The organism is Acidovorax sp. FG48, assembly GCF_057809085.1.
In genome coordinates this window covers 1-25,183 of sequence record NZ_JBMDJH010000018.1, presented here as the reverse complement: position 1 = coordinate 25,183, position 25,183 = coordinate 1, and the positions used below count along the sequence as shown (strand labels likewise).

The window sequence follows — 25,183 nt, the reverse complement described above, 5'->3', positions numbered from 1 at the left end:
TCAGAAGCTGGAATAGGTCTGCACCGGACGGGGGCGGTTGTCCAGCGGAGCGTTCCCGGGCTCAAAGCGGTAGCGGCCGTACACCATGAAATTGGTGGGCGCGTAGTAGGCCGAACGATCCAGCTCCAACTGTGCACCCAGTGCGAGGTGGGGGGTGACCTGGTACTCCAGTGCGCCCCTGAATGAGCGACCGAAACCCGAGCCCGAACTGCCCGCATACACCGGAACGCCACCGTCGGCCGCCAGCCGGGCACGCGCCAGGGACTGCAGGAGTGCGCTCTGCGGAAAATAGTCGCTGTCGCCACTGCTACTGCGCGAGACGGACACAGACCCGCGCGCGAGCCACGTGAGTGCGCCACGGCGTCCGCTCCACTCCAGTGGCAGGGCGACGGACACGTAGTTGCGCGGGCTGTAGTAGCCCCCGTGCCCGAAGCTGTACTCGGACAGGTCTTTGCCATAGCGCCAGGCCGACACGGCAACCCCGAGGTTGACCACCCCGTCAGCGTGACGCCATACGTCGCGGTCCAGGGCCCATCGCAGTTGCATGCGGGTGTTGGTCGCCACGTTCTTGCCGGTGAGCGCGGCCAGGCTCAGGCTCAGCGAAGTGCTGTAGGGGCCCATGTCGGTGGAGAGGCGGCCTGCAGCGCCCGTTGCCACCACGCCGCCCCATACCTGGCCTGTGATGGGGTCGCGTGCCCCTGCGTACGACAGCAGGCTGCCGGTGATGGGGCGCCGATACGCTTCGAGCTTGTAGCTGTAGCGGCCGATATCGCCGGTCTTGGACAGTCCCCCTACGACATTGGTCACCGGGAAACCCACCCCGGTGGTTCCGATGTCCCACTGGATGTCGTCGCCAACGTAGCCGAACCCCAGGTTGGACCCCTGCCCGCGTTGGCGTCGCTCGGTGGCAAACGGCGACCCGGGCGGTAGCGCCGCCACCTGCCCGTAGGTGAGCAGGTCCGGACCGTCAGCGGGAAGATCGCCCGCATCCAGCTGCACCCGATCCACGTGCAGGAAGTAGTGCCCGTCGTAGCCACGCGGCATCCACGCCACCACAGGTCGCTCCCAGCCGTGCAGGCTGGAGATGCCGTCGGTGGAGCGCTTGCTCAGTGCCTGATGTCCCGCTTCGATCCGCGGCTGGCGCCGTGCCTCGATGGCGTCGATCTCGCCCTGGATCTTGGCAACCAAGGCCGGGTCGGCGGGGACGGACAGTGTGTAACTCTGCTGGAGAGCCAGGGGTCGGTCGGAATCAACCGGCGCCTGGGCCTGGCTGTCTGGGAGCGTTGCAGTCGGGGGAGTGTCCTTTCCGCGCGTCTCCAGCATGAGCGCACTGCGGAAGAACACCATGGCCTGTGCGTAGTTGCGGTTGGCCCGCTCCAGGCGCGCTGCATGCAGCAGCACGTCACTGTCCTGCGGAAAGCGGTCCAGCAAACGGGTCGCCAATGCCCGTGCCTCGTCCATGCGGCCAATGCGTTGCCAGATGCGTAGCAGTGCCAGTTGCTGCCCCACATCGCTCGGAGGGATGCGGTCTTTCAACCAGTCGGCCTCATTGGCCGCAGCCCGCCGGTCTCCGGTGTCCTGCAGTCGGGACAGGGTGTCCGCCAGCGCCATGCGCACAGACAGATCATCCGGTTGTGCGGATGCCAAAGGCTTGAGCAACTGGGCGGCATCGGCATATTCGGCCGCAGCCATGAGCAACCGGGCCTGGGCCAGGCTGCGTTGGCGTGGTGTCGAGAGTGTGTCCGGCAGTGGCGTCGCCTGGCGTGCCAGGCGCGAGGCTTCGTTGGCACGTCCGGCCTGCCGCTGCTTCTCGATGAGCCGTTCCTGGTGCGCTGCATACAGCGCTACCAGCCGGTCTTCCTGCTCCGCGCTCCAGCCCTTGGCTTGCAGCAGACGAGGCAATTGCTCGGCCAGGCCGGCATCGTCCTCCGCCCGGTTGAGCAGCTGTGCGTAGTCCAGCTGCGTGTCTGGCGCCAGCGTGGGAACACGCGCTGCCAGGCGATGAAAGACTGCCACGCCCCGCGCCGGCTGCGCACGGCGAAACCAGGCATTGGCAACGCTGTAGAGCAGGTCTGCCTCATTGCCTGCTGTCCGTTCCGCTTGCTGTAGCAGTGCCTCGACTTCAGCTGCCGGCAGGGGTTTCAGGGCCTGCGTGACGAGCGACTTGACCTGGGAGCGCCGCACCAGCGCGCGCATGGCGTCCGTCTGATCGGTGGAGGGTATCCGCTGCATGTCTGCAAGGGCAGCGCTGTCATCGTCCAAGGCCGAACGTATCAGGGCGCGGGCATACAACATCTCGGCACCGACGGTGCCGGACGGAATACGTGCCACGCCCTCATCCATGGCGTGCAGTGCTTCCTGGGGGCGGCCCAGGCGCAAGTAAACACGTGCGAGGCGGTGCCGTAACCACGCATCGTCAGGGGTCAGTACCACGGCAGACTCCAGCGCACGCAGTGCGGGGCCCAGGCGCTGGGCCTGCAAGTCGTCCTCTGCCTGGGCCACCAGCACGTCCGCCTGGGCACTGGCGAGTTTTTCGGCGAGTGTGGTGTCACGTGCAGCGGCCTCTGCCAGCAGGGACTGCGCTTTGGTCACCCGCCCGGTGCGGGCATAGAGACTTGCCAGGCCTTTGATGGCGGAGGTGCTGTTGGGCTCCTGTTGGAGGGCCTGTTGGTAGAAATTCTCTGCCAGCGCATGGTCACCCTGCAGGTCACGAATGCTCGCCAGGGTGGTCAATGCGTCAGCACTTTGGGGCTGCATCTGCAGTGCGCGTTCGGCCAAGCTGGCAGCGGTGATGAGTTCGTTCTGTTCGACAGCTCTGTCGGCCTGTCGCAGCAGTCCCCAGAATCTGGCGGTGGCCTGCAGGTCTTTCCAGCGGCTCTGGCGTGTGAGTGCATAGGCCTGGCTGAAGAGGTCCTGCGCCTGGGCATGCTGGCCCTGGCGCAGGCGGATCAACCCCAAGTTCCCCAGGCTTTCTCCGTCCTGGGGACGTAAAGCCAGCGTCGCCTGGATCTGCTCCTCCGCCAGCTCCATATCGCCCTGGTCCAGTGCCGTGCGCGCTGCCTGCCGGGCGATGTTGGCCGGGTCGCGGGCCGCGCGCTCTGCGCGTTCGACCGCCTGTTGCATGGCGGCCAGTCGCTCCACCATGGCGCTGTCAGCCGGGTAGCGCTGCAGAAATGCGCGCACGCGGGGCAGGTTGGCGGGTGTGTTGGCCAGCCGGTCCAGGGCACGGCGCCAGAGGTCTTGCAGTTGCTGGGCATTGGTATCGGGCTGCTTTGCCAGGGTCTCGATCTCCTGCACCACGGCCATTGGGTTGCCACCCTGGTACATCCGCAGCTCCAGCTGTGCCAGCCGGTAGCGGGACTCCCCGGTCTGCTGGTACAGCTTGGCCAGCTGGCGCTGGGATTCGGTGCTCTGCTTGGCGGTGGAGCCCATGATCTGGTGGTATTCCAGCGCCAGTCCACCGAGCGTGGGCGGGCCTTGCGGGAACAGCTCGCGCGCCAGGTCGGCGGCCTCGGCCTTGCGGCCTGCGCGTGCCATCAGGCGCATCTGGGCAAGTTTTTCGCGGTCGGGGCCATACACGCGCACCAGAGTTTCGAGTTCCTGGGTCAGCACATGTCTGGGGTGGCGGGCACGCAAGGTGGCCAGAGCGCGTTGGGCCTCATCGGTTTTCTTTTCGCGCAGAGCCAGGTCGCCCAGCGTTGCCAGCCCCTCAGGAGAGTTCGGGTCCATGGCCAGCAGTTTGTCCACCAGCTGGCGGGCCATGTCCGGCCGGTTCTTGCTGGCCCATAGGCGGGCGCCGCTGAGCAGCTCCGCTTCGATAGCGGGTGGGGTGCTGGCATGCACGCCGTGCTGCCCGGGCAGGCAGGCGGCGGCAAGCAGGGTCAGTGAGGGCAGCCAGCGGCGTGTACGGCGTTTCACGGTTTCCATCGCACAGTGAGTTGGCCGTTGGCCGTGAAGCGATAGTGCCCGTCCATGGCGCCCAGCCCAAACAGGCCGAGAACCTGCTCGTAGTAGGCCGTGGGGCGCAGGGGGCGGGCCTCCAGGCGCATGCGCTGCGATTGCAGGGCGCGATCATCCCCCACCGCTCGCAAAAACGGCAGGACTGCCGCCGAGAACCCGGATGGAGCGGGGCCCGAGGCCTGCGCTGTCAGGATATCGATGGACTCCGGCGGGTATCCCCGCTCGCGCACAAAGCGGGCCATGGGCTGCAGGGTCTCCAGCAGGGCCTTGCGCCCAGGGGCGTTGGCGTGCAGTGTGCCCGCCCACAGATAGACGCGGATGGCGTTGTAGCTGCCCTGGCCTTTTTCCTTGCCCTTTTCGTCCACCAGAAAGCCCTGCTTGGCGTCGTACACGGTCCAGTCCGGCGTGAAACCCTTGGGCGAGGCGCCCTGGATGACCTTGAGCGAACTGTCCACCAGTTGCTTCCATTCGGGCTGCGGGTCCACCGATGCCAGCCAGTGCATCAGGTGCATGGGCATGTAGCTGGGGTTCAGGCGCCAGCGCCCGTCCCCCTGCGCAAAACCTTGGGGTGCTGGCAGAAGGGTCAGTCCCAGGCCGGGCAGTTGCGCGGTTTCTTCACGCAGGATGCGGGCTGCCAGCAAGGCCGAGAGTGCCCGGTAGCTGCGCACGTTCCACAGGCGGCCTGCCTCGCCCAGTGCGTAGGCGATCCAGAGGTCGGCATCAGAAGCGGCGTTGCTGTCGATGACCCCCCAGGAGCCATCGGGGCGTTTGCCCCACAGCCAGGCCGGGAGGCGGGCGGTCATATCGCCGTCGCACAGGTTGTTTTCCGTCCAGCGCAGCAGCTTGTCGAATGTGGCGCGGTCGTTGGCTACCAGGGCAAAAAACAAGGCATAAGCCTGGCCCTCGGAGTAGGTCTGCCCTCCCCCCGCCTCGTCCGAGATGACGCGGCCGCCTTCGTTGATGAACTGGGCCTTGAAGGCCTCCCAGGCGGGCCATCCGGGGCGTTCTGCTGCGGATTGGGGTTGCGCCCGAAGGCTTGGCAGCCAGGACAGCAGCGCGGCACCGCTGCCAGCCTGCAGGGCCGTACGCCGACGGAGGGAATCAGTCATGCTGGGATGCCAGTCGGCGGCGCGCCATGGTGCGCAAGGCGCCATAAACGATGAAGGTCAGCAGAAGTCCGGTGGCGATGCCCGCCAGCGCCAGCAGCAAGGGGTGGCTGTGCAGATGGAACCACAGGCGCTGCCACCACGGCAGGTCGCCCACGTAGTACACCGGCTTGATGCGGAAGCTTTCGATCGCGTCGCCGCGCATCAGGCCCAGATCGCCGCGCAGGCTCTTGATCTTGCCCGCGTCGTTCAGGCTCTGGCTCAGCAGTCCCATGGCTTCCTTGTCCGTGGCAGTGAGGGCCACCACACTGCGCCCGCTGTGCAAAGGCGATTCAAAGCCGGTGACGGCGGCCAGCGGCCCTGTGCCTTGCAACACGGCTTGCCCGCCGGACGCGGAGAGGCGGTGTTCGGACTCCAGGTTGAACAGTTCAATGAATGATCCCAGGGCCCGCTCCAGGGGCTGGACGGACCGTGCCCCGGCGGCCAGCAGCGCTGGCAGATGGTTCTTCCATTGCTCCAGCAAACCATCGGCGTCAGCCTGCGACACGATCAGGATGTCTGTGTCGCCAGCCTTGTTGGCATCTGCGGCGCGCAGCAGCTGAAAGCGGGTACCGGGATAGCCGGTCGATGCACTCATGCGGCCCACGGAGGTCAGGAAGACCTCGATGTCTGCGGTGCTGGGCTGGTTGGGAAGGATGATGGAGGTCTGGGCCAAGTCCGGCACCCGGGTAAACGGGAAACCGCTGTTGGCATAGGCCGCCAGATTGGGCATGGCCAGGTAGTGGCGAAAACCTGTGAGGTCGATGGTGGACTGTGGATCGATGGCCGCAAACAGTTCGGTCGGTGGCGCGGACTTGCAACGGCCCAGGTCGTTGGGCGGGATCTGGAACGCGAACTGCAGCTGGTTGTCGCCACCGATCATGAAAGCCGGAATCTTGAGGTCCGAACGGTTCTGGGCATTCCCATCGTCGAACAGGGGCAGCATCACCGTGTTCTTGCCGCTGGTGCGGTCGTCTCGCGACTGCAGCGGATAGGACTGGATGAACTGGTTGTTGATGGAGATGTTCAGGCTGCCATGGTCCGAGACGCTGCTGGGGGTGTAGCGGTAGGCGAGGTCCAGCGGCACGCCCTTGGCGTTCCAGGTGAACAGGTCTGGGGCCATGCGGGTGTAGATGTTCACCGTGTCATTGAGCACCGAGCCGCGCAGTTGAAGATCCGAAGGACTGCCCACCAGCTCGGCCAGCTTCACGGGCCGCTGGGTGGTGATCCAGCGGGGGGCGTCATAGGGCTTGGTCAACGCGGGATAGTCCAGCGATTTCACGGCAATGGTTTGCCCGGACAAAACCGCTTTCCCCAGGGCCAGGGCGTCGGCCGCCATCTGCAGCTGGGCGTCGTCCTTGCCCAGCACCAGCAGCAGTTTGGCGCCTGGTACTTCGGGGTGGTTGACCACCGAGATCGTGGGTTCGGTCACGGGTGCCATGTCCTGCAGGAAGGCGGGACGTTGGCTGTTGGTGGCCAGCACCACGGCGTGCGAGCGGGGGAGCTGGTTTTCCAGCACCGGGAACTGGTTGCCTCGGTAGCCTGCGAGCATGCCGATCCAGCTGGCGATGGAGCCAGACGCCTTGAGCGTGCCGGTGCTGGGCTGGCTACCGAACACAAACGGCAGCTTGACGGGGCGGTTGTCCCGGGGGTCGAAGAACGGTGCCGGCAGCAGCGCGAGGTCGTTGCGCAGAGGGATCTGCCGCAGAGAAAGCTCCAACTGGCTATCGTTGCTGATGGTGGCCCACAGGCTGGAATGGGTGGGCGTTTCACATTCCATCGTGTAGTGGCCGATGAACTGGAAGCGGAACCGGTTGTAGTCCGTGAAATAGCGGGGGTCGATGTTCAGCTCGACCGTTTGTGGGGTGCCCAGGCGCTCCTTGTCCAGCACCACCGTCTGCAAGGTTTCGTCGTTGAGCATCAGCTTGAGATGCGACAGCGACGGAATCAGCGCGGGTGACAGCGTGAAGGTCAGGCGCAGCTTGGCAGCTTCGACGATTTCGTCGCGCCGTACACCCACCCCCACGCTGGCTTCGCTCTCCACGCCGCGCAGCGCAATGGGGCGCCCTACGCCCAGCTCCTTGAGGCTGACCTTCCATTGCCGCGCAGGCAACGCCGCGTTGGGGGCGGACGGACTTGCCCCGCTCGTGCCGTCAGCGGCCTGCGCTGCGCGGTCTGCCTCGCGCTCCTGGCGGGCCGTCGTCTTCTCCTTGGCTGCGGCGTTGCGGGCCTTGCTGGTCTGGGCCTTGGCTTCAGGGGTGGGGGCGGAGATCAGCCCGGCAGTGATCAGCGCAATCAAAAGGGGGAGTGCGCGGGTAGCGGAAGTGGATTTCACAGTGTTCTTTTTGCTGGCTCGTACCTGGTGGATGGGACGCGTTGGACCCATGCCGGGGCGGTGTCACTTGTATGACAAAGTGTATCGAGGAGGCAGTGCGCGGCGGCTTCGCAAGACAGTTGTTTGCAATTGCGGGGCCGATAGCGTTGCTGCTTCACAGCAGCAAATACGCGAAGAGTGGTTGCCTGGATTCATGGTTCGAAAAAACGGTGCGCGACTGTTGCACTGTTCGGGGCCCGTGACATGGTGTGTTGTACGTCTATGGCCAGCGAACAGCAAGCAGCCCACGCGGTGGTTCTTGCAAAGACACATCCGTTGCCGCCCGTGGAGGGCGGACACCGGGGCCGTAGGCCCCAGGCGGCCAGACGATGATGCTGCCGGCGGATGACTCCTGACCCTGGAGGGCCGGGCTGCCGCTGACGGGGAAGCAATCGGTCTGAAAACAAAAAAGCCTGCTACTTATGGGTAGCAGGCTTTTTGTGCCTTGCGGCTTGATTTGGTGGGTCCTGAGTGACTCGAACACTCGACCTACGGATTAAGAGTCCGCTGCTCTACCAACTGAGCTAAGAACCCAAATCTTTAAATTTTGTCTGCATCGCTGCAGAGCCTCGAATTATGCACTAGTTTTTGCGACCTTTGCAACTCGCACCCAAAAATTATTGCATTGCGTTGCGGCTGGCCAGTTCCACAAAGAGGCCGCTGTGGTCCAGTTCGCCCAGGCCGTGGTCCACGCCCTCGGCATACAGCGCCTCAAACAGGGTCGTGATGGGTGCATCGAAGCCGGTCTCTCGGGCAGTGGCCAACGCATTGCGCATGTCCTTCAACTGAACGGCCATGCGGCCCCTGGGGGCAAAGTCGCGTTCCACCATGCGCTGGCCATGCAGCTGCAGGATGCGGCTGTCGGCAAAACCACCGCTGATGGCCTCGCGGACCTTGGCCATGTCGGCGCCTCCCTTGGCGGCAAACAGCAGGGCTTCGGCCACGGCGCCGATGGTGATGCCCACAATCATCTGGTTGGCCAGCTTGGCCAGCTGACCCGCACCGTGCGGCCCGACATGGGTGGAGCGGCCCAGGCAGGCGAATACGGGCTGGGCGCGCGCAAAGTCCTCGGGGCGGCCCCCGGCCATGATGGCCAGGGTACCGGCCTCGGCCCCGACGGTGCCTCCGGATACCGGTGCGTCCAGGTGGGCCACGCCCAGCTCGCCCAGGCGGGCCGCATGGTCGCGCGCCTCGCTGGGCTGTATGGAGGCCATGTCGATGAAAAGAGCGCCCGGGCGCATGGCCTGGGCTGTGCCTTGCTCAAACAGGACCTGGCCTACGACCGGGCCGTTTTCGAGCAAGCTGATGGCCACGTCGGCATCCTTGACGGCATCGGCAGGGCTGCTGTGCACGGTGACACCCCATTGCGTCAGCGGTTCTGCCTTGGCGCGGGTGCGGTTCCATGCGTGTACCTGGTGGCCTGCTTCGCTGAGGCGTCGGGCCATGGGCAGCCCCATCATGCCAATGCCAAGAACGGCGATACGAAGCGGAGTGGTAGTCATGGCGTTGTTCTTCTTGGGAAAGGAGTTCAAGAGCGTCTCTGTTGCCATCATGTGCCTTTTTGGCGCTGCAGTCTGTCACGGAGCTTGCAGCGCACAGCGATTGGCCAGATGATTCTGCAGCGCCAGCGCCGTTCCTGCGTCTGCCGAGCCTGTGGGCCGGGCCGCGGTATGGCACCGAAGGCCGCTCACACCAACCGGAGACCCTTGCCCATGACCTTGCCCCTGTACGACCCTGCCTGGCTGGAGCGCATGTACAACAACCGCGCCCTGGTCCCCGACCACATGGACTACTTTGAGCGCTGGGCCCGGGACTCCGCCCAGGTGCGCGCCAACATTCCCTGTGCGCTCGATGTCGCTTATGGAACCGGTGTGGGTGAGACCCTGGACGTGTTCCCCTCCGCCCGCAACACCGGTGGACCGGTGCCGGTGCTAGTGTTCATCCATGGAGGCTACTGGCGGTCGCTCGACAAATCCGACCACTCTTTCATCGCGCCACCCTTCACCCAGGCCGGGTTTTGTGTGGTGGTGGTGAACTACGCGCTGTGTCCGGGCACCCCCGATGCACCGGTGAACATTCCCCACATTGCGCGGCAGATGGAAAAGGCGCTGGGCTGGGTGTGGCACCAGATCGCCGCCCATGGTGGCGACCCCCGGCGGATCACCGTGGCGGGGCACTCGGCGGGCGGGCAGCTGGCGGCCCTGCTGCTCACCAGCGTGTGGCCCCTGATCGGCAAGGGCTTGCCCGATGGCCTGGTGCGCAATGCGCTGTCGATCTCGGGGGTGCACGACCTGGAGCCCATCATGCACACGCCCATGTACCAGTCGGTGTTGCACTTGACTGAGCAGCAGGTGCTGCAGTGCAGCCCCGCCCGTTTGCTGGAGCCGCCCACGGGCACGCTGTATTGCGCCGTGGGGGCCGATGAAAGCCCCGAATTCCTGCGCCAGAACCAGCTCATGCAGGACGCCTGGGGCAGCCATTTTGTGCCCCGCAGCGTGGCCTTGCCGGGGTTGAACCACTTCAGCATCGTCGATGCCCTGGCCAAGCCGGGGCATGACCTGCACCACATGGCGCAGAACCTGCTGCGGGCTTGAGAACAGGTTCTCCTACCGGGGGGGCGGCTCGTGCCCGGTGGGTGGGTTACATCAGCAGGTGCTCGCCTGCGTTGTCGCCGCCCAGGATCACGTAGTTGACCTTGCGCACATCCATCAGCCTGGTGCCACCCGCATAGCTGATGGAGCTTTGCACGTCCTGTTCCATCTCGATGAGTGTTTCGGCCAGCTTGCCCTTGATGGGCTCCAGGATGCGCTTGCCTTCGACGTGCTTGTATTCGCCCTTGTTGAAATCGCTGGCCGAGCCGTAGTACTCCTTAAACAGCGCGCCGTCCACTTCCACCGTCTTGCCCGGTGATTCCTCATGGCCTGCAAACAGCGAGCCAATCATCACCATGCTGGCGCCAAAGCGGATGCTCTTGGCAATGTCGCCATGGCTGCGGATGCCGCCGTCGGCAATGATGGGCTTGGTGGCCACGCGGGCACACCACTTGAGCGCGCTCAGCTGCCAGCCGCCCGTGCCAAAACCTGTCTTGAGCTTGGTGATGCACACCTTGCCCGGGCCCACGCCGACCTTGGTGGCGTCGGCGCCCCAGTTCTCCAGGTCGATGATGGCTTCGGGGGTGGCCACGTTGCCGGCAATCACAAACGACTGCGGCAGGTGCTTTTTCAGGTAGCCGATCATGTTCTTCACGCTGTCGGCATGGCCGTGGGCAATGTCGATGGTGATGTACTCGGGCGTGATGCCCTGTGCCACCAGCTGGTCCACGGTGGCGTAGTCGGGTTGCTTCACGCCCAGCGAGATCGACGCGTAGCAGCCCTTGGCATGCATGTCTTTGACGAACTGGACGTTGTCCAGGTCAAAGCGGTGCATGACGTAGAAATAGCCGTTCTGTGCCATCCAGGTGCAGATGGTTTCGTCCACCACGGTCTTCATGTTGGCCGGCACCACCGGCAGGCGGAAGCGGCGGCCGCCCAGCTCCACGCTGGCGTCGCATTCCGAGCGGCTTTCCACGCGGCACTTGCGGGGGAGCAGCAGGATGTTGTCGTAGTCGAAGATTTCCATGAGATTCCAAGCTCCATAAAGGGACGCCGCCAAACTATTTCGACGGCGGTGGGCGCTTGGCTGTCAGACCGGCTTTGCGGGAGTGAACGTGACAGTCACTCCGAACCCTGCTGAGCGCAGGCACAAAAAACCGGGCGTCAAGAAACTTGGGCCCGGTGATTGATTCTACCCGCCTGACAAATGGCCGTCATAACGGCCCCGGTATTACCTGCATACGGATTGCGCAGCCGCCACGATCTGGCCCGATGCATCTTGCACCCAGCCGACCAGGTGCAGCCGTTCGGCCCGCGCGCCTTCGGGAATGCGCATGGACCGGGTCTCCATCCAGGCCCACGGTTTACCTGGGGTGCGAGCTTGCCGCTGGGCGGGGAGCCACTCGCCCTCGAACGCGTTGCGCACGACATGGCGGGGCACCACCGTGCCGTCCGTGCCGGCGGCGATGGCTTCCACCAGCAGCAGGTGAAAGGCAAAGGGGGCTGCGGCCACCTTGCGCTGTGGCTTAGCAGCGGAAGGCGCGAAGTTGATGCCCACACCCACATAGTCGTTGAACGCCACCCCGTGGGCCACGCGCAGCCGCCCACGTGCGTCCACATCGACGGTACTGATGTGTACGTCAGTGGAGGTGGGAGGCTTGCGCCCCAGGGCTTGCAGGCGGGGCAGGGCGTCGGTGGTGCCGGCTGCCGACAAGGGGGCATCGTCGCCCGCCGCACTTGGCACGATCCAGTCCAGCACCACGGCGCCTGCCTTGGCCGACGGTGCCGGGGTGGCTGCATCGCCCCAGCAGGCCTCGCAGTCGGCGCTGATGAAGCGTTCGAAGAGCGCCACGGGCTTGGGCGTGCCGTCGCTGCTGCAATGGGTCTGGGCCAGCGCCTGCGGGGCATGCGCCAGTGCCAACGACAGACTGGCCAAGGTGAGGGCAATGTTTTTCATGGTGCGGGGCAGCGTGGGGCGGGGTGCTTTCTACAATGGCCGGATGTTCCCACAAGACCCGTTTTCGGGTGCGCCAGACGCCCTGGTGCCCCCACACTCCGGTGCGCCGTCGGCCGCATCCCCCCTTCTCGCCCACCTGAACGACGAGCAACTGGCTGCGGTGACCTTGCCCGCGGGCCATGCGCTCATCCTGGCGGGGGCCGGGTCGGGCAAGACCCGTGTGCTGACCACCCGCATCGCCTGGCTGCTGCAAAACGGCTATGCCACGCCCGGCGGTATTCTGGCCGTCACTTTTACCAACAAGGCCGCCAAGGAGATGGTGGCTCGCCTGTCGGCCATGCTGCCGGTGAACGTGCGGGGCATGTGGATCGGCACCTTCCACGGCCTGTGCAACCGGCTGCTGCGCGCGCACCACAAGGCTGCGGGGCTGCCGCAGTCGTTCCAGATTCTCGACACGCAAGACCAGCTCTCTGCCATCAAGCGCCTGTGCAAGCAGCACAACGTGGACGAGGAGCGCTTTCCGCCCAAGCAGCTGTCGTACTTCATCGCCAGCTGCAAGGAAGAGGGCATGCGGCCTGGCGATGTGCCTACGCACGACAGCGACAGCCGCAAGAAGGTCGAGATCTACCAGTTGTACGAAGAACAATGCCAGCGCGAAGGCGTGGTGGACTTTGGCGAGCTGATGCTGCGGTCTTACGAGCTGCTGCGCGACAACGACCCGATCCGTGAGCACTACCAGCGCCGGTTCCAGCACATCCTGGTGGACGAGTTCCAGGACACCAACAAGCTGCAGTACGCCTGGCTCAAACAACTGGCGGGCAACGAGGTGGACGGGCGCTACGAAGCACGTGGCAGCGTGATCGCCGTGGGCGACGACGACCAGAGCATCTACGCCTTCCGTGGCGCCCGCGTGGGCAACATGACCGACTTTGTGCGCGAGTTTGATGTGCAGCGCCAGATCAAGCTGGAGCAGAACTACCGCAGCTACAGCAACATCCTCGACTCGGCCAACCACCTCATCAGCCACAACAGCCGCCGCCTGGGCAAGAACCTGCGCACCACGCAGGGCGCTGGCGAGCCGGTGCGCGTGTACGAGGCCAGCTCTGACCTGGCCGAGGCGCAGTGGATGGTGGACGAGATCAAGCAGCTGGTGCGGAGCGACGGCTTTGAGCGCAAGGAAATCGCCGTGCTCTACCGCAGCAACGCGCAAAGCCGGGTGATCGAATCGGCACTGTTCAATGCCAGCGTGCCCTACCGCGTATACGGCGGACTGCGGTTTTTTGAGCGTGCCGAAATCAAGCACGCGCTGGCCTACCTGCGCCTCTTGGAGAACCCGCACGACGACACCAGCTTTACCCGCGTCGTCAACTTCCCGCCGCGCGGCATTGGCGCGCGCAGCATCGAGGTGCTACAGGACGCTGCCCGCGCCGCAGGTTGCTCGCTGCACGACGCGGTGAGCGCTGTGCCCGGCAAGGCGGGCGCCAACCTGGGCGCGTTTGTCGCCATGGTCGATGTGCTGCGCGAGCAGACCCAAGGGCTGAACCTGCGCGGCATCATCGAGCAGATGCTCGAATCCACGGGGCTGGTGGAGCACTTTCGCACCGAGAAGGAAGGCGCCGACCGCATCGAGAACTTGGAGGAACTGGTCAACGCCGCCGAGAGCTTTGTCACGCAAGAGGGCTTTGGCCGTGACGCGGTGGCGCTGCCGCTGGACGAGCACGGCACGCCGCTCACCCAAAGCGCCGTGAGCCAAGGGCTGGACCCCAACGCTCCGGTGCTGGACGAACCTCTGAAACCCGCCGTGCCCGGCATCGTGGACGCCGACACCGGCGAAACCCTCTCGCCCCTGGCGGCCTTCCTGACCCACGCCGCGCTAGAGGCGGGCGACAACCAGGCCCAGGCCGGGCAAGACGCGGTGCAGCTCATGACGGTGCACGCCAGCAAGGGCCTGGAGTTCGATTGCGTGTTCATCGGCGGCATGGAAGAGGGCCTGTTCCCCCACGAGAACTCGGCCAGCGACCGCGACGGCCTGGAGGAAGAGCGCCGCCTGATGTACGTGGCCATCACCCGCGCCCGCAAGCGCCTGTACCTGAGCCACTCGCAGACGCGCATGCTGCACGGGCAGACGCGCTACAACATCAAGAGCCGGTTTTTTGACGAGCTGCCCGAAGCGGCCCTCAAGTGGATCACGCCCAAGCAGCAGGGCTTTGGCTCGTATGCGCCCAGTTTTGCTACTAATTCAGGAGCTGGTAGCGCATACAGATCTAGCGCTAGAGGCCACTTTGGCTTCAAGTCTGAGACATTTGCCAGCCCCCCAGTGCCTGCGCAGAAGGCTGCGCCATCGCACGGCCTGCGCGTGGGCATTGCCGTGTTTCACACCAAGTTTGGCGAGGGCAAGGTGCTGGCCATTGAAGGCACCGGCGACGACGCGCGTGCGCAGGTCAACTTTCCGCGCCACGGCACCAAGTGGCTGGCGCTGTCGGTGGCCAAGCTGACGGTGGTCGAATAAGCGAGGGTTTGGGGGCTTTGCGCAAAAAGTGTGAGGCGGCGTGTGAAGGGGGCGGGTATGCTGCCCACTCGTCTCAACGTGCGACTCCCCCCAGCCTTCATGAGTGCAAGCAACTTCAGCTTTCTGGTTTCTCATTCGCCATTGCTGGCCGAACTGGGCGCCACCGCCGAACGCCTCTACCCCTACGACCCCGCCAGTTGCGTCCTCAAACTCCGCCTGCTGGCCGAAAGCCTCACCCAAGAAGTAGCAGAGCGCATTGGCCTCAGCGTCGGCCAAAGCACCCAGGCCGAGCTGCTGCGCGCTGTGGATCAGCGCCTGGGCCTGGACCCGCAGGTGCGCCAAATACTGCACGCGCTGCGCCAGCGCGGCAACGAGGCGGCGCACCAGGTCAACCACCGCATTGGCTACCGCGAAGGGCTTGAATCCATCAAGCTGGCCCGCGAACTGGCCCTGTGGTTCCACCGCACTTTCGGCAGTGCGCCGCAGTTCAAGCCCGGCCCGTTTGTTTTGCCCGACGACCCCAGCCAAAAGCTCGTCACCCTGCAGCAGCAAATCGCTGCGCTGCAAGGCCAGTTGCAGCAAACCCAAACCGCCCAGGCTGCGCAGGCAGAACTGACCCAACTGCTCGAAGCACAGGCCGCCCAAGAGCGCGACATGGCCCTGCGCGCGCAGGAAGAGCGCGCCATTTACGAGCAACTGGCCGAAGACGCCAGCCAGCGCCTGGCCGAGTTGCAAAAAGCGCTGGACGAGCGCCCGCGCACCCCGCCCGATGCCGACCCTGCCAAGGGCGACGCCGCCGCCCTGCGCCTGTGGGCCGAGCGCTCGGCCCAGGCCGCGCAGCAGGTGGCCATGGACGAAGCCTCCACCCGATTGCTCATCGACCAAATGCTGCGCGACGCCGGCTGGGAGGCCGACAGCGCCCGCCTGACCCACGCCCAGGGCACGCGCCCCGAGCGCCACCGCCACCTCGCCATTGCCGAGTGGCCCACCCAGGGCCGCCAAAGCGCCGACTACGTGCTGTTTGCGGGCCTCACACCCGTGGCCGCGGTAGAGGCCAAGCGCCTGAACGTGAACGTGGCGGGCAAGATGGCCCAGGCCGAACGCTACGCACGCGGCCTGCCCATGGATGCTGAATGGGCCGCCCCCTGGGCCACCGAAGGCCGCGCCGAGCCCTGGCCCGATGGCGCGGGCCAGCACTTTGCTCTGCCGTTTGCCTACTCGTGCAATGGCCGCCCGCTCGTCAAGCAAAGCCCCGAGGCCAGCGGCACCTGGTTTCGTGACCTGCGCCACCCCGCGCAACTGGCGCGCCCGCTGCAAGGCTTTCACACGCCCGATGGCCTGCTCGACCTACTGAGGCGCAGCCGTGCCACGGCCGAGGCCAAGTTGCAGCAAGAAGGCTATGCCTACCTGCGCCTGCGTGACTACCAGCAGCACGCGATTGCCGCTGTGGAGCACGCCCTGGCCGCAGGCCAGTCGCAATGCCTGCTGGCCATGGCCACCGGCACCGGCAAAACGCGCACCATCATTGGCTTGATGTACCGGTTATTGAAGGCTGAGCGCTTTCGCCGCATCCTGTTTTTGGTAGACCGCACCGCGCTGGGCGACCAGGCGCAAGACGCCTTCAACGAAGCCCCGCTCGAAGGCGGCATGCCCCTGTCCAAAATCTACAACGTGGCCGAGCTGGGCGACATGGCCGCCGAGGCCGAAACCCGCGTGCAGGTGGCCACCGTGCAGGCCATGGTGCGCCGCATTTTTGCCAGCGATGCACCGCCCCCGCTCGATGCGTTCGACTGCATCATCGTGGACGAAGCCCACCGGGGCTACACGCTGGACCAGGACATGACCGAAGGCGAGCAGGCCCTGCGCGACCCGGCCCAATACCTCAGCAGCTACCGCCGCGTGCTCGACTACTTCGACGCCGCCAAAATCGGCCTCACGGCCACGCCCGCCAAGCACACTACCGACATCTTTGGCAAACCCGTCTACACCTACAGCTACCGCGAAGCCGTAGCCGACGACTGGCTCATCGACCACGAGCCGCCCATTCGCTACGAAACCCTGCTCAGCCGCCACGGCATCCATTTCGACAAAGGCCAGCAGGTTGAGGCGCTGAACCTCTCCACCGGCGAAATCGAATCCGCCGAGCTGGAAGACGAGCTGCATTTCGAGCTCGAATCCTTCAACCGCCGCGTCATCAACGAAGACTTCAACCGCGTCATCTGCCAGCAGCTCGCGCAAGAGCTGGACCCGATGGGCGAGGAAAAAACCCTGATTTTTTGCGCCACCGACGCCCACGCCGACATGGTCAAACGCCTGCTGGGCCAGGCCTTTGCCGACCTGTACGGCGAGAGCTACAACCAGGCGGCGGTCGAAAAAATCACCGGCGCTTCGGACAAGGTCGACCAGCTCATCCGTCGCTACAAAAACGAGCGCTTTCCCAGCATCGCCATCACCGTCGATCTGCTCACCACCGGCATCGACGTGCCCGCCATCAGCCACCTCGTGTTCATGCGCCGCGTCAAGTCGCGCATCCTGTACGAGCAAATGATTGGCCGCGCCACCCGCCGCTGCGACGCCATCGGCAAAACCGTGTTCAAAATTTACGACCCTGTGGACTTGTATGCCACGCTGCAGGCCGTCAACACCATGCAGCCCCTGGTCAAAGACCCCAAGGTCACGGTGGAGCAGCTGCTGGACGAGCTGAACCACCCCACCGCCTACACCACCCCCGGCAGCGGCCCAGGCCGCACCCATGCCGACGACGTGCTCGACCAGCTCGGCCAAAAAGTGATGCGCGTGCTGCGCGACGCCGAACACAAGGCCGACAAGAAACCCGCCCTGCGCGAGCGCCTGGCCCAACTGCAAGAGCAATGGGGCGTGCCCCCCGCGCAACTGCACCGCCACCTGCACCAGCTGGGCAAAGAACAAGGCACCGCCGCAGCGGCAGACTTTTTGCGCCGCAACACCCGCCTGGTGCAGCAACTGGCCGAAGTGCGCCAACTGCTGGGCACCGCCTACATGCCCGTGCTGTCAGGCCACACCGATGAACTGGTGGTGCGCGAGCAAAGCTGGGGCAGCTACATCAAGCCAGCGGATTACCTGGACAGCTTCACCGCCTTTGTGCGCCAGCAGCTCAACCAGTCGGCCGCGCTGTCGGTGGTCGTCAACCGCCCCAAAGACCTCACCCGCGCACAGCTCAAAGAAGTGCGCCTGCTGCTGGACGAAGCGGGCTACACCGAAGCCAAACTCAAAGCCGCCTGGCGCAACCAAAGCAACCAAGATATTGCCGCTGGCATCATGGCCTACATCCGCCAGGCCGCCCTGGGCGAGGCGCTGGTGCCGTTTGACCAGCGCGTGCAGGCCGCCATGCAAACCATCCGCCAGTCCCGCGCTTGGACGCCCGTGCAACTGCGGTGGCTAGACCGCCTGGGCAAACAACTGCGCCACGAGCTGGTGCTAGACCACGCCTTCGTCAACGACGCCTTCGCCACCGACGGCGGCGCCAAGCAGCTCGACAAACTGCTGGGCGGCCAGCTCGATGGGGTGATGGACCAGCTGGCCGAATCGTTGTGGCCGAGGGCGGCGTGAGAGGCTGTTTGAATAGTGCTTATTCCAGATTGGACGCGTGCCCGCAGTGAGTTCGCACGGCATTTTTCTACGCTTCACTTTGTTTATTGCACGTTCTTTTCAGCTTGATGGATCGCAGCAAGTGATCGTGTTGATTGCTGGTCTCCGTTGAGTCCGCTTATTCAGTATTCAAAATGACAACTTCTTCGACCCGCTCGGCGCCCCTCCAGAACAAGGTAGACCCCACCGGGGCTTTGCACGCAGTGCGCGCGCGCGGCACCCTCATGGGCAATCGGGGCATCCTGCACGACGAGCGCGACCAGATCGTGCGCCGCTGGGCCAACAAAAGCTGGGTGACTTGCTGTTTGGGCGCCAGCTTTCAAAAGCGCTCACCTTTCACTCAGGGCACTTATTCCGAACTGTTCTTTTTGGACGAGGCCACTGCCTATGCCGCAGGTCACCGCCCGTGCCGTGTGTGCCAGCGTGAAAAGCACGATGCGTTCAATCGCATCTGGACTGCTGCCAACCGCCCCGAGCAGGTGGTGGCAACCGCGCAGGCTCGCCTGCCCATCGCCCAAATCGATGCAGCCTTGCACACAGAGCGCGTGGGCCCTGACAAAGCCAAGCGCACCTATGACGCTTGTATAGGCGAGCTACCCGTGGGGACGATGGTGCAAGAAGGTGATCGCACGTTGTTGTTGGGCACAGGTGGGCTGTGGCGTTGGTCATTTCATGGGTACAGTCCAGCGCCAGCGTTGCCAGCAAACACCCGCGTACGAGTGTTGACGCCACCGTCCATCGTGGCTGCCTTTCGCATGGGCTTGACGGTAGAGATTCACCCATCCGCAGCCATGCCCGGCTAGGCTTGGGTAAACAACACCTCCGCGTTTTATTCGCCAGGCACATTCCCTCGGTCTGGCCCTCTTTCCCATTCAATCGAGTAAAGCTTCATGGAAGTAAAAGCACAGGTTCACACCATCGAAAAGCTCAAGGACTACCACTTTCTAGTGCCCGACTACCAACGGGAATACGTATGGGAAGTTGAGGATCAGGTAGAGCAGTTTCTGGCAGACATTGCCAATGAATTCGACCCAGACGCCAAAGCGCCCAGCAGCTACTTCATCGGCTCCATCATCATTGTCAAAAACGGCAGTAAACATGACGTGATTGATGGCCAGCAACGGCTCACTACCACCGTCATCACCATGTGCGCGCTGCGTGACCTGCTGACCGGTCAGCCGCTGGATGCAGTCCAGGAGCATTACCTCAAGACCATCCAGGCCTGGTTGTCCAGCTTTGACATGCAATCCAAGCAAGTACAAGTGCGCTTGGAATTGCAGTACGAGGAAAGCAAAGACTTCCTGCTGCAATTGATCCTGGGCAAGCCGCTCCCGCCCAGCAGCACCCTTTCCATCGAACGCATGCATGCTGCTTACGAGCGCATCAAGCAGCATCTGCAAAAGTATCTGGATGCGGGCCTGGGGGTGTTGGCAGAGTACGCGTACTACTTCCTCACCAAGATTGACCTCGTTGTCATCGAGTCTGAAAACCTGAGCAGTGCCCTGAAAATCTTTGAAACCATCAACCAGCGGGGCGCGGGCCTCAACGCGATGGATCTGGTCAAGAACCTGCTTTTCAAAGAGGCCAAAGGCAACGATTTCGACCGCATCAAAGGCAAGTGGAAAGAACTCACGGGCCACCTGGAGCGTGCCCGCGAAGGCGACAGCCCGCTGCGGTTCCTGCGCTACTTCCTCATGGCGCGCTACTACGACGGCATCTTGCGCGAGGACGAGATTTACAAATGGATCATTTCGGCTGAAGGCAAGCAGCGCCTGCGCTACGAGCAGGCGCCTTATGAATTGGCCGTGGAGCTGGAAAAGGGCGCGCGTCGCTATGCCGATCTGGTGCGCGCCACCGAACTGATGAACGATGGCGGCGATTACCCCTCCGTCACCCGCATCGGGTTCATGAACAAGGTCAAGTCGCGCCAGCACCTGATCTTGCTGCTGGCGCTGGACCACACCAGCACCGCAGAAGCCATCAACTACCTTGCCCAGCAGATTGAAAGCTTTTTCTTCTACAGCAACACCCTGGGCATACAGGCCAAGAACAACGAGCGGTTGTTTGTGCAATGGGCTGCCAAGTTGCGCGGCCTGAAATCCGAGGCGGAGATCGCCCCCGTCATCGAAGCCACGCTCGTGCCGTACCTGAAAGACAAGCTGGGCGAGTTTCGCCAGCGCTTCCTGGCCCTGCGCGACAACGACTACCACCCCCTGTACCGCCTGCGCTACGTGCTCGGTCGTATGGAGAACCAGTTGCTCGCCCTGTGCAACACCCCGCAGAAAGGCCTGCGCTACATCGATGGCTTGCAGATCGAGCACATCCTGCCCCAGACGCCGCGCGATGGCGCCATTCCATCGGCTTTGGCCGCCAGCCGTGCAGACTATGAAGGCCATGTGTACCGGCTGGGCAACGTCACCTTGCTAGAGAGCGTGATCAACCAGGCCGTCAACAAGCACAACGACCTGCACGGCACCTGGTTCACCGACAAGCAGGCCGAATACGCCAAGTCAGGCTTGCTCAGTACCCAGCTGCTGGATCACACCTTTGCCATCGGAGTGAACACGGCCGTCAACCGTTTAGCTGCTCTGCCTGCGGTCAACTTCCGCACCGCCCAGTGGGACGGCTCTGCCATCGCACAGCGCCAGCAAGCCTTGCTCGACCTGGCCTTGGACACCTGGACTCTGAACCACCACCGGCTGGACGCGTGAACTTCTGCAAACCCCATGCCCAACTACGCCCGCTGGACCCGGTGCTGACTGAAATCACGCCGTGTTTGTGGCCGCAGGCGGCCTAAGTACAAGGTTGGATGCATACATACTGCATAATTGGACGCAAATGAAATACAAGATTGGACGCTACTCCAATGCGCAATTGGACGAGCACCAATACCCAGCAACCAGCCCCCATGAACAGCCCTTTATCCCCTTCGGCTGACTGGATACCGCGCCACCTCACCCACAACGTTCAGGAATCCTTGCTGGACACGCGGGTGGTGCTGGTCAATGGCCCACGCCAATGTGGCAAGACCACACTGGTACGCCAGCTCGGGGGCGACATGCGCTACATCACGCTGGACGACCCCAACATGGCCGCTCTTGCGCAGCAAGACCCGGTGGGGCTGATTCGCCAGCTGGATAGGGCCATCATCGATGAGGTGCAGCGAGCACCGCAGCTCATGCTGGCTTTAAAAATGGCCGTCGATGAAGACCAGCGCCCCGGTCGCTTTCTGCTGACAGGGTCTGCCAACGTACTGGCCTTGCCGCAAATGGCCGACAGCTTGGCGGGGCGCATGGAAGTCCACACCCTGCTGCCCCTGTCGCAGGCAGAACTGCAGCGGCGCCCCAACGACTTTTTGCAACGCGCACAACAGCAAGACTGGCCAATCACCCATACCGACTGGGCCATCCCCCCCGTTGCTGGCAAAGCCAACATGGTGGAGCATGCACTCGCGGGCGGCTACCCGGAAATGCGGCGCCGGGCCACCAGCGCAAGGCGCCAGTCCTGGGCGCGGGACTACATCACCACCTTGGTGGAGCGCGACGTGCGCGACATCGCACAGATTGAGCACCTGAGCCAAATGCCTCGCCTGCTGAGCGTTCTGGCCACCCAATGCGGTCAACTCCTGAATGCCACACAAACTGGCGCGCAACTCGGGCTCAACACGCGCACGCTGGACAAATACATCACCATCCTTGAACGCCTGTTTCTGATTCAGCGTCTGCCCGCGTGGAGCCGCCACGAAGGCAACCGCCTCATCAAAACGCCCAAACTGCACTTTCTGGATGCCGGGCTCCAGGCAACGCTGCAACGCCTTTCCCCAGATCTTTTGCTCACGCAGCGCGATCGCTGGGGCGCAACCCTCGAAACGTGGGTGTATGCCGAGTTGCGCAAAGCCATCGCCCTCAGTGCCGACATGTGGTTCCTCTCACATTACCGCGACAAAGACCAGGTGGAGGTGGACTTTGTGCTGGAAGACTCGCTGCGCCAAGTCATCGGCATCGAAGTCAAGGCTGCCGCTCAGGTCAACCCACAAGACTTCAAAGGCCTCAAACGCTTGCAAGCGCTGGCGGGCAGCGACTTCATCACCGGCATCGTGCTGTACGACGGCACCCATGCCCTGCCATTTGGCAACGGCCTCTGGGCCATTCCCCTCTCTGCACTCTAAAAAACCATGACCACCCAAGACATCGTCCAGAAACTCTGGAACCTGTGCGACGTGCTGCGCGACGACGGCATCAACTACAGCGACTACGTCACCGAGCTGGTGCTGCTGCTCTTCATCAAAATGGAGCACGAAAGCACCGAAAGCGGCGTGCTGCAAAAGCACAAGCTGCCCGACTACGCCCGCTGGGGCGAGTTCACGCGGCGCAGTGGCATGGACTTGCTGCTGTACTACAAAGAAGCGCTGCTCAAGCTCAGCCAAAGCACCGACCCCCTCATTGCCGCCATCTATGCCGACGCGCAAACCAGCCTGAAGGAACCGCGCCACCTGGAGCAGCTCGTCAAAAGCCTCGACGGCATTGACTGGTTCAGCGCCGAGCGCGACGGCCTGGGCGATTTGTACGAAGGCCTGCTGGAGAAGAACGCCAGCGAAACCAAAAGCGGCGCAGGCCAGTACTTCACCCCGCGCCCGCTCATCGACACCATCATCCAGGTCATCCAGCCCCAGGCGGGCGAAACGGTGCAAGACCCCGCCGCAGGCACCGGCGGCTTTTTGATAGCGGCCGACCGCGCCATCAAAGAACGCACCGACAACCTGTACGACCTGACCGAGCGCGAGCGCCAGTTCCAGCGCAACCACGCCTTCATTGGCATGGAGCTGGTCACCAGCACCCGCCGCCTGGCGCTGATGAACTGCCTGCTGCACGGCATGGAAGGCGACGACCAGGGCGTGGTGCACCTGGGCAACACCCTGGCCAGCGCAGGCAGCAGCCTGCCCCGCAGCGACGTGATGCTGAGCAACCCGCCCTTTGGCACCGCCAAAGGCGGCGGCGGCCCCACGCGCGACGACCTGACCTTTGCCACCAGCAACAAGCAACTGGCCTTTTTGCAGCACATCGTGCGCCACCTCAAAGACGGCGGCCGCGCCGCCGTGGTGCTGCCCGACAACGTGCTGTTTGAAGCCGGCGTAGGTGCCGACGTGCGCCGCGACCTCATGGACAAATGCCGCCTGCACACCATCCTGCGGCTGCCCACCGGCATCTTCTACGCCCAGGGCGTCAAAACCAACGTGCTGTTTTTTGAGAAAGTGAGCCAGGCCGCCACCGGCAGCACACAGGAAGTGTGGGTGTACGACATGCGCGCCAACGCCCCCAAGTTTGGCAAACGCACCCCCCTCACCAACGCCCACTTTGCCGACTTTGTGGCCGCCTACGGCACCGACCCCAATGGCAAGGCAGCCAGGCAAGACCAGGGCGAACAAGGCCGCTTTCGCCGCTTCAGCCGCGAGTGGATTGCATCTGAGCGCGGCGACAGCCTGGACATTGCCTGGCTCAAAGACGACAGCGCCGAAGACGCGGCAGATTTGCCCGAACCCGCCGTGCTGGCGCGGGAGGCGGTGGAGGAGTTGAATGCCGCCGTGGCAGAGCTGGAAGCGATATTGGCGGAGTTGGGGGAGGTGGCTGAATGAGCGCTCTTCCAACCAGCTGGGTTGACATCAAGTTGTCAGAGGTCGCGCAAGTCACTTCTGGTGTCGGTTTTCCAAACGAGTACCAGGGGCACACTTCTGGCGATCTGCCCTTTTTCAAGGTCTCAGATATTTCCCATGCCGTGCTTGCCAACCGAGGTGAGCTAGAAACTGCAAATCACTACGTGACTTATGAAATTGCCGAGAAGCTGAAAGGTAAGCCTCTAGTGCCCGGCTCCACCGTCTTTGCGAAGATTGGTGAGGCGGTTCGATTGAATAGGCGTGCTACTGTGGTAGCTCCCTGCTTGATCGATAACAACGTCATGGCAGTGAAGGCAATGGAGGGCGTAAGCGACCGATACGTTCATCAGTTTCTGCGAACGGTCGATTTCGGTGAAAGCGCTCGTTCAACAACAGTCCCATCACTACGAAAAGGGGATGTGGAAGAACTCCGGTTTCCGCTCGCACCAGCTGCCGAACAAAAACGCATCGCCGACAAACTCGACACCGTCCTCACCCGCGTAGACGCCGTCAACACCCGCCTGGCCCGCGTTACCCCCCTGCTCAAACGCTTCCGCCAATCTGTCCTCGCCGCCGCCACCTCGGGGCGGTTGACGGAGGATTGGAGAGGTGGGCGTGCCGTTAATGAAACTTGGCGTGTCATTCCGCTTGGAAAGTACGTTGAAAACCACGATGGTGCTCGCGTGCCAATCTCCGAGACTTTGCGTACCGAACGCAGGGGTGCTTATCCGTACTACGGTGCATCAGGCGTTATCGACACCATTGATGGCTTTACCCATGAGGGGAAGTTTGTTTTGATTGGCGAGGATGGCGCTAACCTAGTGACACGCAGCAAGCCCATCGCCTTCATAGCTACCGGAAAAATCTGGGTCAATAACCACGCCCATGTCCTTAAATGCAAGGACGGTGCGTCGGACGAGTACCTTGCTTATTACATCAACTCAATCGATCTGACTCCCTATGTGTCTGGCTCAGCCCAGCCCAAGCTGAATCAAAAAAATCTCAATACGATCCCTGTACCTGTTCCTCCCACCGAAGAACAAACCGAAATCGTCCGCCGCGTAGAAACCCTTTTCGCCTTTGCCGACCGGCTCGAAGCCCGCCTGGCCCAGGCGCAGACCGCCGCCACGCGCCTGACCCCCGCGCTGTTGGCCAAGGCGTTTCGTGGCGAGCTGGTGCCGCAACACCCGAACGATGAGCCCGCCGCAGAGCTGCTGCGCCGCCTGCAGGCCCAGCGCGCTATGGGCGCACCTGCGGCCAAAACCGGCGCAGGCCGAGGCCGGGGGCGCAAGGCCGCTGCCGCAGCCAATTTATAGTGGGCGGTTTCAACAACGAAGTGCGCCAGTCCCCAGTGTAAGTGGGGTCACTTT

Annotated in this window: 14 protein-coding genes and 1 tRNA gene; 8 read left to right on the top strand and 7 right to left on the bottom strand. The window is 63.7% G+C overall.

What is annotated here, in order from left to right:
- The 5 genes from ACODSU_RS20090 to ACODSU_RS20070 all read right to left on the bottom strand — a co-directional run bounded on the left by ACODSU_RS20090 (position 1) and on the right by ACODSU_RS20070 (position 8,981).
- On the bottom strand, positions 1-3,918 hold the full coding sequence (locus ACODSU_RS20090) for a cellulose synthase subunit BcsC-related outer membrane protein (RefSeq protein ID WP_488844259.1): 3,918 nt from the start codon (positions 3,916-3,918) through the stop codon (positions 1-3).
- Positions 3,915-5,069, bottom strand: a complete 1,155-nt coding sequence (gene bcsZ, locus ACODSU_RS20085) for a cellulose synthase complex periplasmic endoglucanase BcsZ (protein ID WP_488844257.1) — start codon at positions 5,067-5,069, stop codon at positions 3,915-3,917. Before bcsZ ends, ACODSU_RS20090 begins: the two co-directional genes overlap by 4 nt.
- The gene (gene bcsB / locus ACODSU_RS20080; protein ID WP_488844255.1) at positions 5,062-7,440 is read right to left on the bottom strand and encodes a cellulose biosynthesis cyclic di-GMP-binding regulatory protein BcsB; all 2,379 of its coding nucleotides are present in this window, start codon (positions 7,438-7,440) and stop codon (positions 5,062-5,064) included. The genes bcsZ and bcsB overlap by 8 nt, the downstream gene beginning before the upstream one ends.
- A gap of 497 nt (positions 7,441-7,937) precedes the next feature.
- A tRNA-Lys gene (locus ACODSU_RS20075) sits at positions 7,938-8,013 on the bottom strand.
- An 83-nt stretch (positions 8,014-8,096) separates the two neighbouring features.
- The gene (locus ACODSU_RS20070) at positions 8,097-8,981 is read right to left on the bottom strand and encodes an NAD(P)-dependent oxidoreductase (protein ID WP_488844253.1); all 885 of its coding nucleotides are present in this window, start codon (positions 8,979-8,981) and stop codon (positions 8,097-8,099) included.
- Positions 8,982-9,191: 210 nt separating this feature from the next.
- Here ACODSU_RS20070 and ACODSU_RS20065 point away from each other — a divergent pair, with 210 nt between their 5' ends.
- Positions 9,192-10,073: an alpha/beta hydrolase gene (locus ACODSU_RS20065; protein WP_488844251.1), complete on the top strand. Its 882-nt coding sequence runs from the start codon at positions 9,192-9,194 to the stop codon at positions 10,071-10,073.
- A gap of 46 nt (positions 10,074-10,119) precedes the next feature.
- Here the strand turns inward: ACODSU_RS20065 and ACODSU_RS20060 are convergent, their stop codons facing one another.
- Positions 10,120-11,097, bottom strand: coding sequence for a GMP reductase (locus ACODSU_RS20060; RefSeq protein WP_488844249.1), 978 nt, complete (start codon positions 11,095-11,097; stop codon positions 10,120-10,122).
- 204 nt (positions 11,098-11,301) lie between these two features.
- Positions 11,302-12,027 (bottom strand): hypothetical protein, encoded by a 726-nt coding sequence (locus ACODSU_RS20055; protein ID WP_488804263.1) that lies wholly within the window; start codon positions 12,025-12,027, stop codon positions 11,302-11,304.
- Between the two features lie 43 nt (positions 12,028-12,070).
- Between ACODSU_RS20055 and ACODSU_RS20050 the strand changes: the two genes are divergently transcribed.
- The 7 genes from ACODSU_RS20050 (at position 12,071) to ACODSU_RS20020 (ending at position 25,129) form a co-directional block, all read left to right on the top strand.
- Entirely contained in the window at positions 12,071-14,536 is a 2,466-nt protein-coding gene (locus ACODSU_RS20050; protein WP_488844247.1) for a UvrD-helicase domain-containing protein, read from the top strand.
- Positions 14,537-14,635: 99 nt separating this feature from the next.
- Complete coding sequence (gene hsdR, locus ACODSU_RS20045) at positions 14,636-18,124, top strand: type I restriction-modification system endonuclease (RefSeq protein ID WP_488844245.1); 3,489 nt, start codon at positions 14,636-14,638, stop codon at positions 18,122-18,124.
- Between the two features lie 173 nt (positions 18,125-18,297).
- Positions 18,298-18,966, top strand: coding sequence for a hypothetical protein (locus tag ACODSU_RS20040; protein ID WP_488844244.1), 669 nt, complete (start codon positions 18,298-18,300; stop codon positions 18,964-18,966).
- Positions 18,967-19,053: 87 nt separating this feature from the next.
- The gene (locus ACODSU_RS20035) at positions 19,054-20,874 is read left to right on the top strand and encodes a DUF262 domain-containing protein (RefSeq protein WP_488844242.1); all 1,821 of its coding nucleotides are present in this window, start codon (positions 19,054-19,056) and stop codon (positions 20,872-20,874) included.
- 197 nt (positions 20,875-21,071) lie between these two features.
- On the top strand, positions 21,072-22,331 hold the full coding sequence (locus ACODSU_RS20030; RefSeq protein WP_488844240.1) for an ATP-binding protein: 1,260 nt from the start codon (positions 21,072-21,074) through the stop codon (positions 22,329-22,331).
- Between the two features lie 6 nt (positions 22,332-22,337).
- Positions 22,338-23,795: a class I SAM-dependent DNA methyltransferase gene (locus tag ACODSU_RS20025; RefSeq protein ID WP_488844238.1), complete on the top strand. Its 1,458-nt coding sequence runs from the start codon at positions 22,338-22,340 to the stop codon at positions 23,793-23,795.
- Positions 23,792-25,129, top strand: a complete 1,338-nt coding sequence (locus tag ACODSU_RS20020) for a restriction endonuclease subunit S (protein WP_488844236.1) — start codon at positions 23,792-23,794, stop codon at positions 25,127-25,129. The genes ACODSU_RS20025 and ACODSU_RS20020 overlap by 4 nt, the downstream gene beginning before the upstream one ends.
- Positions 25,130-25,183: the final 54 nt, after the last annotated feature.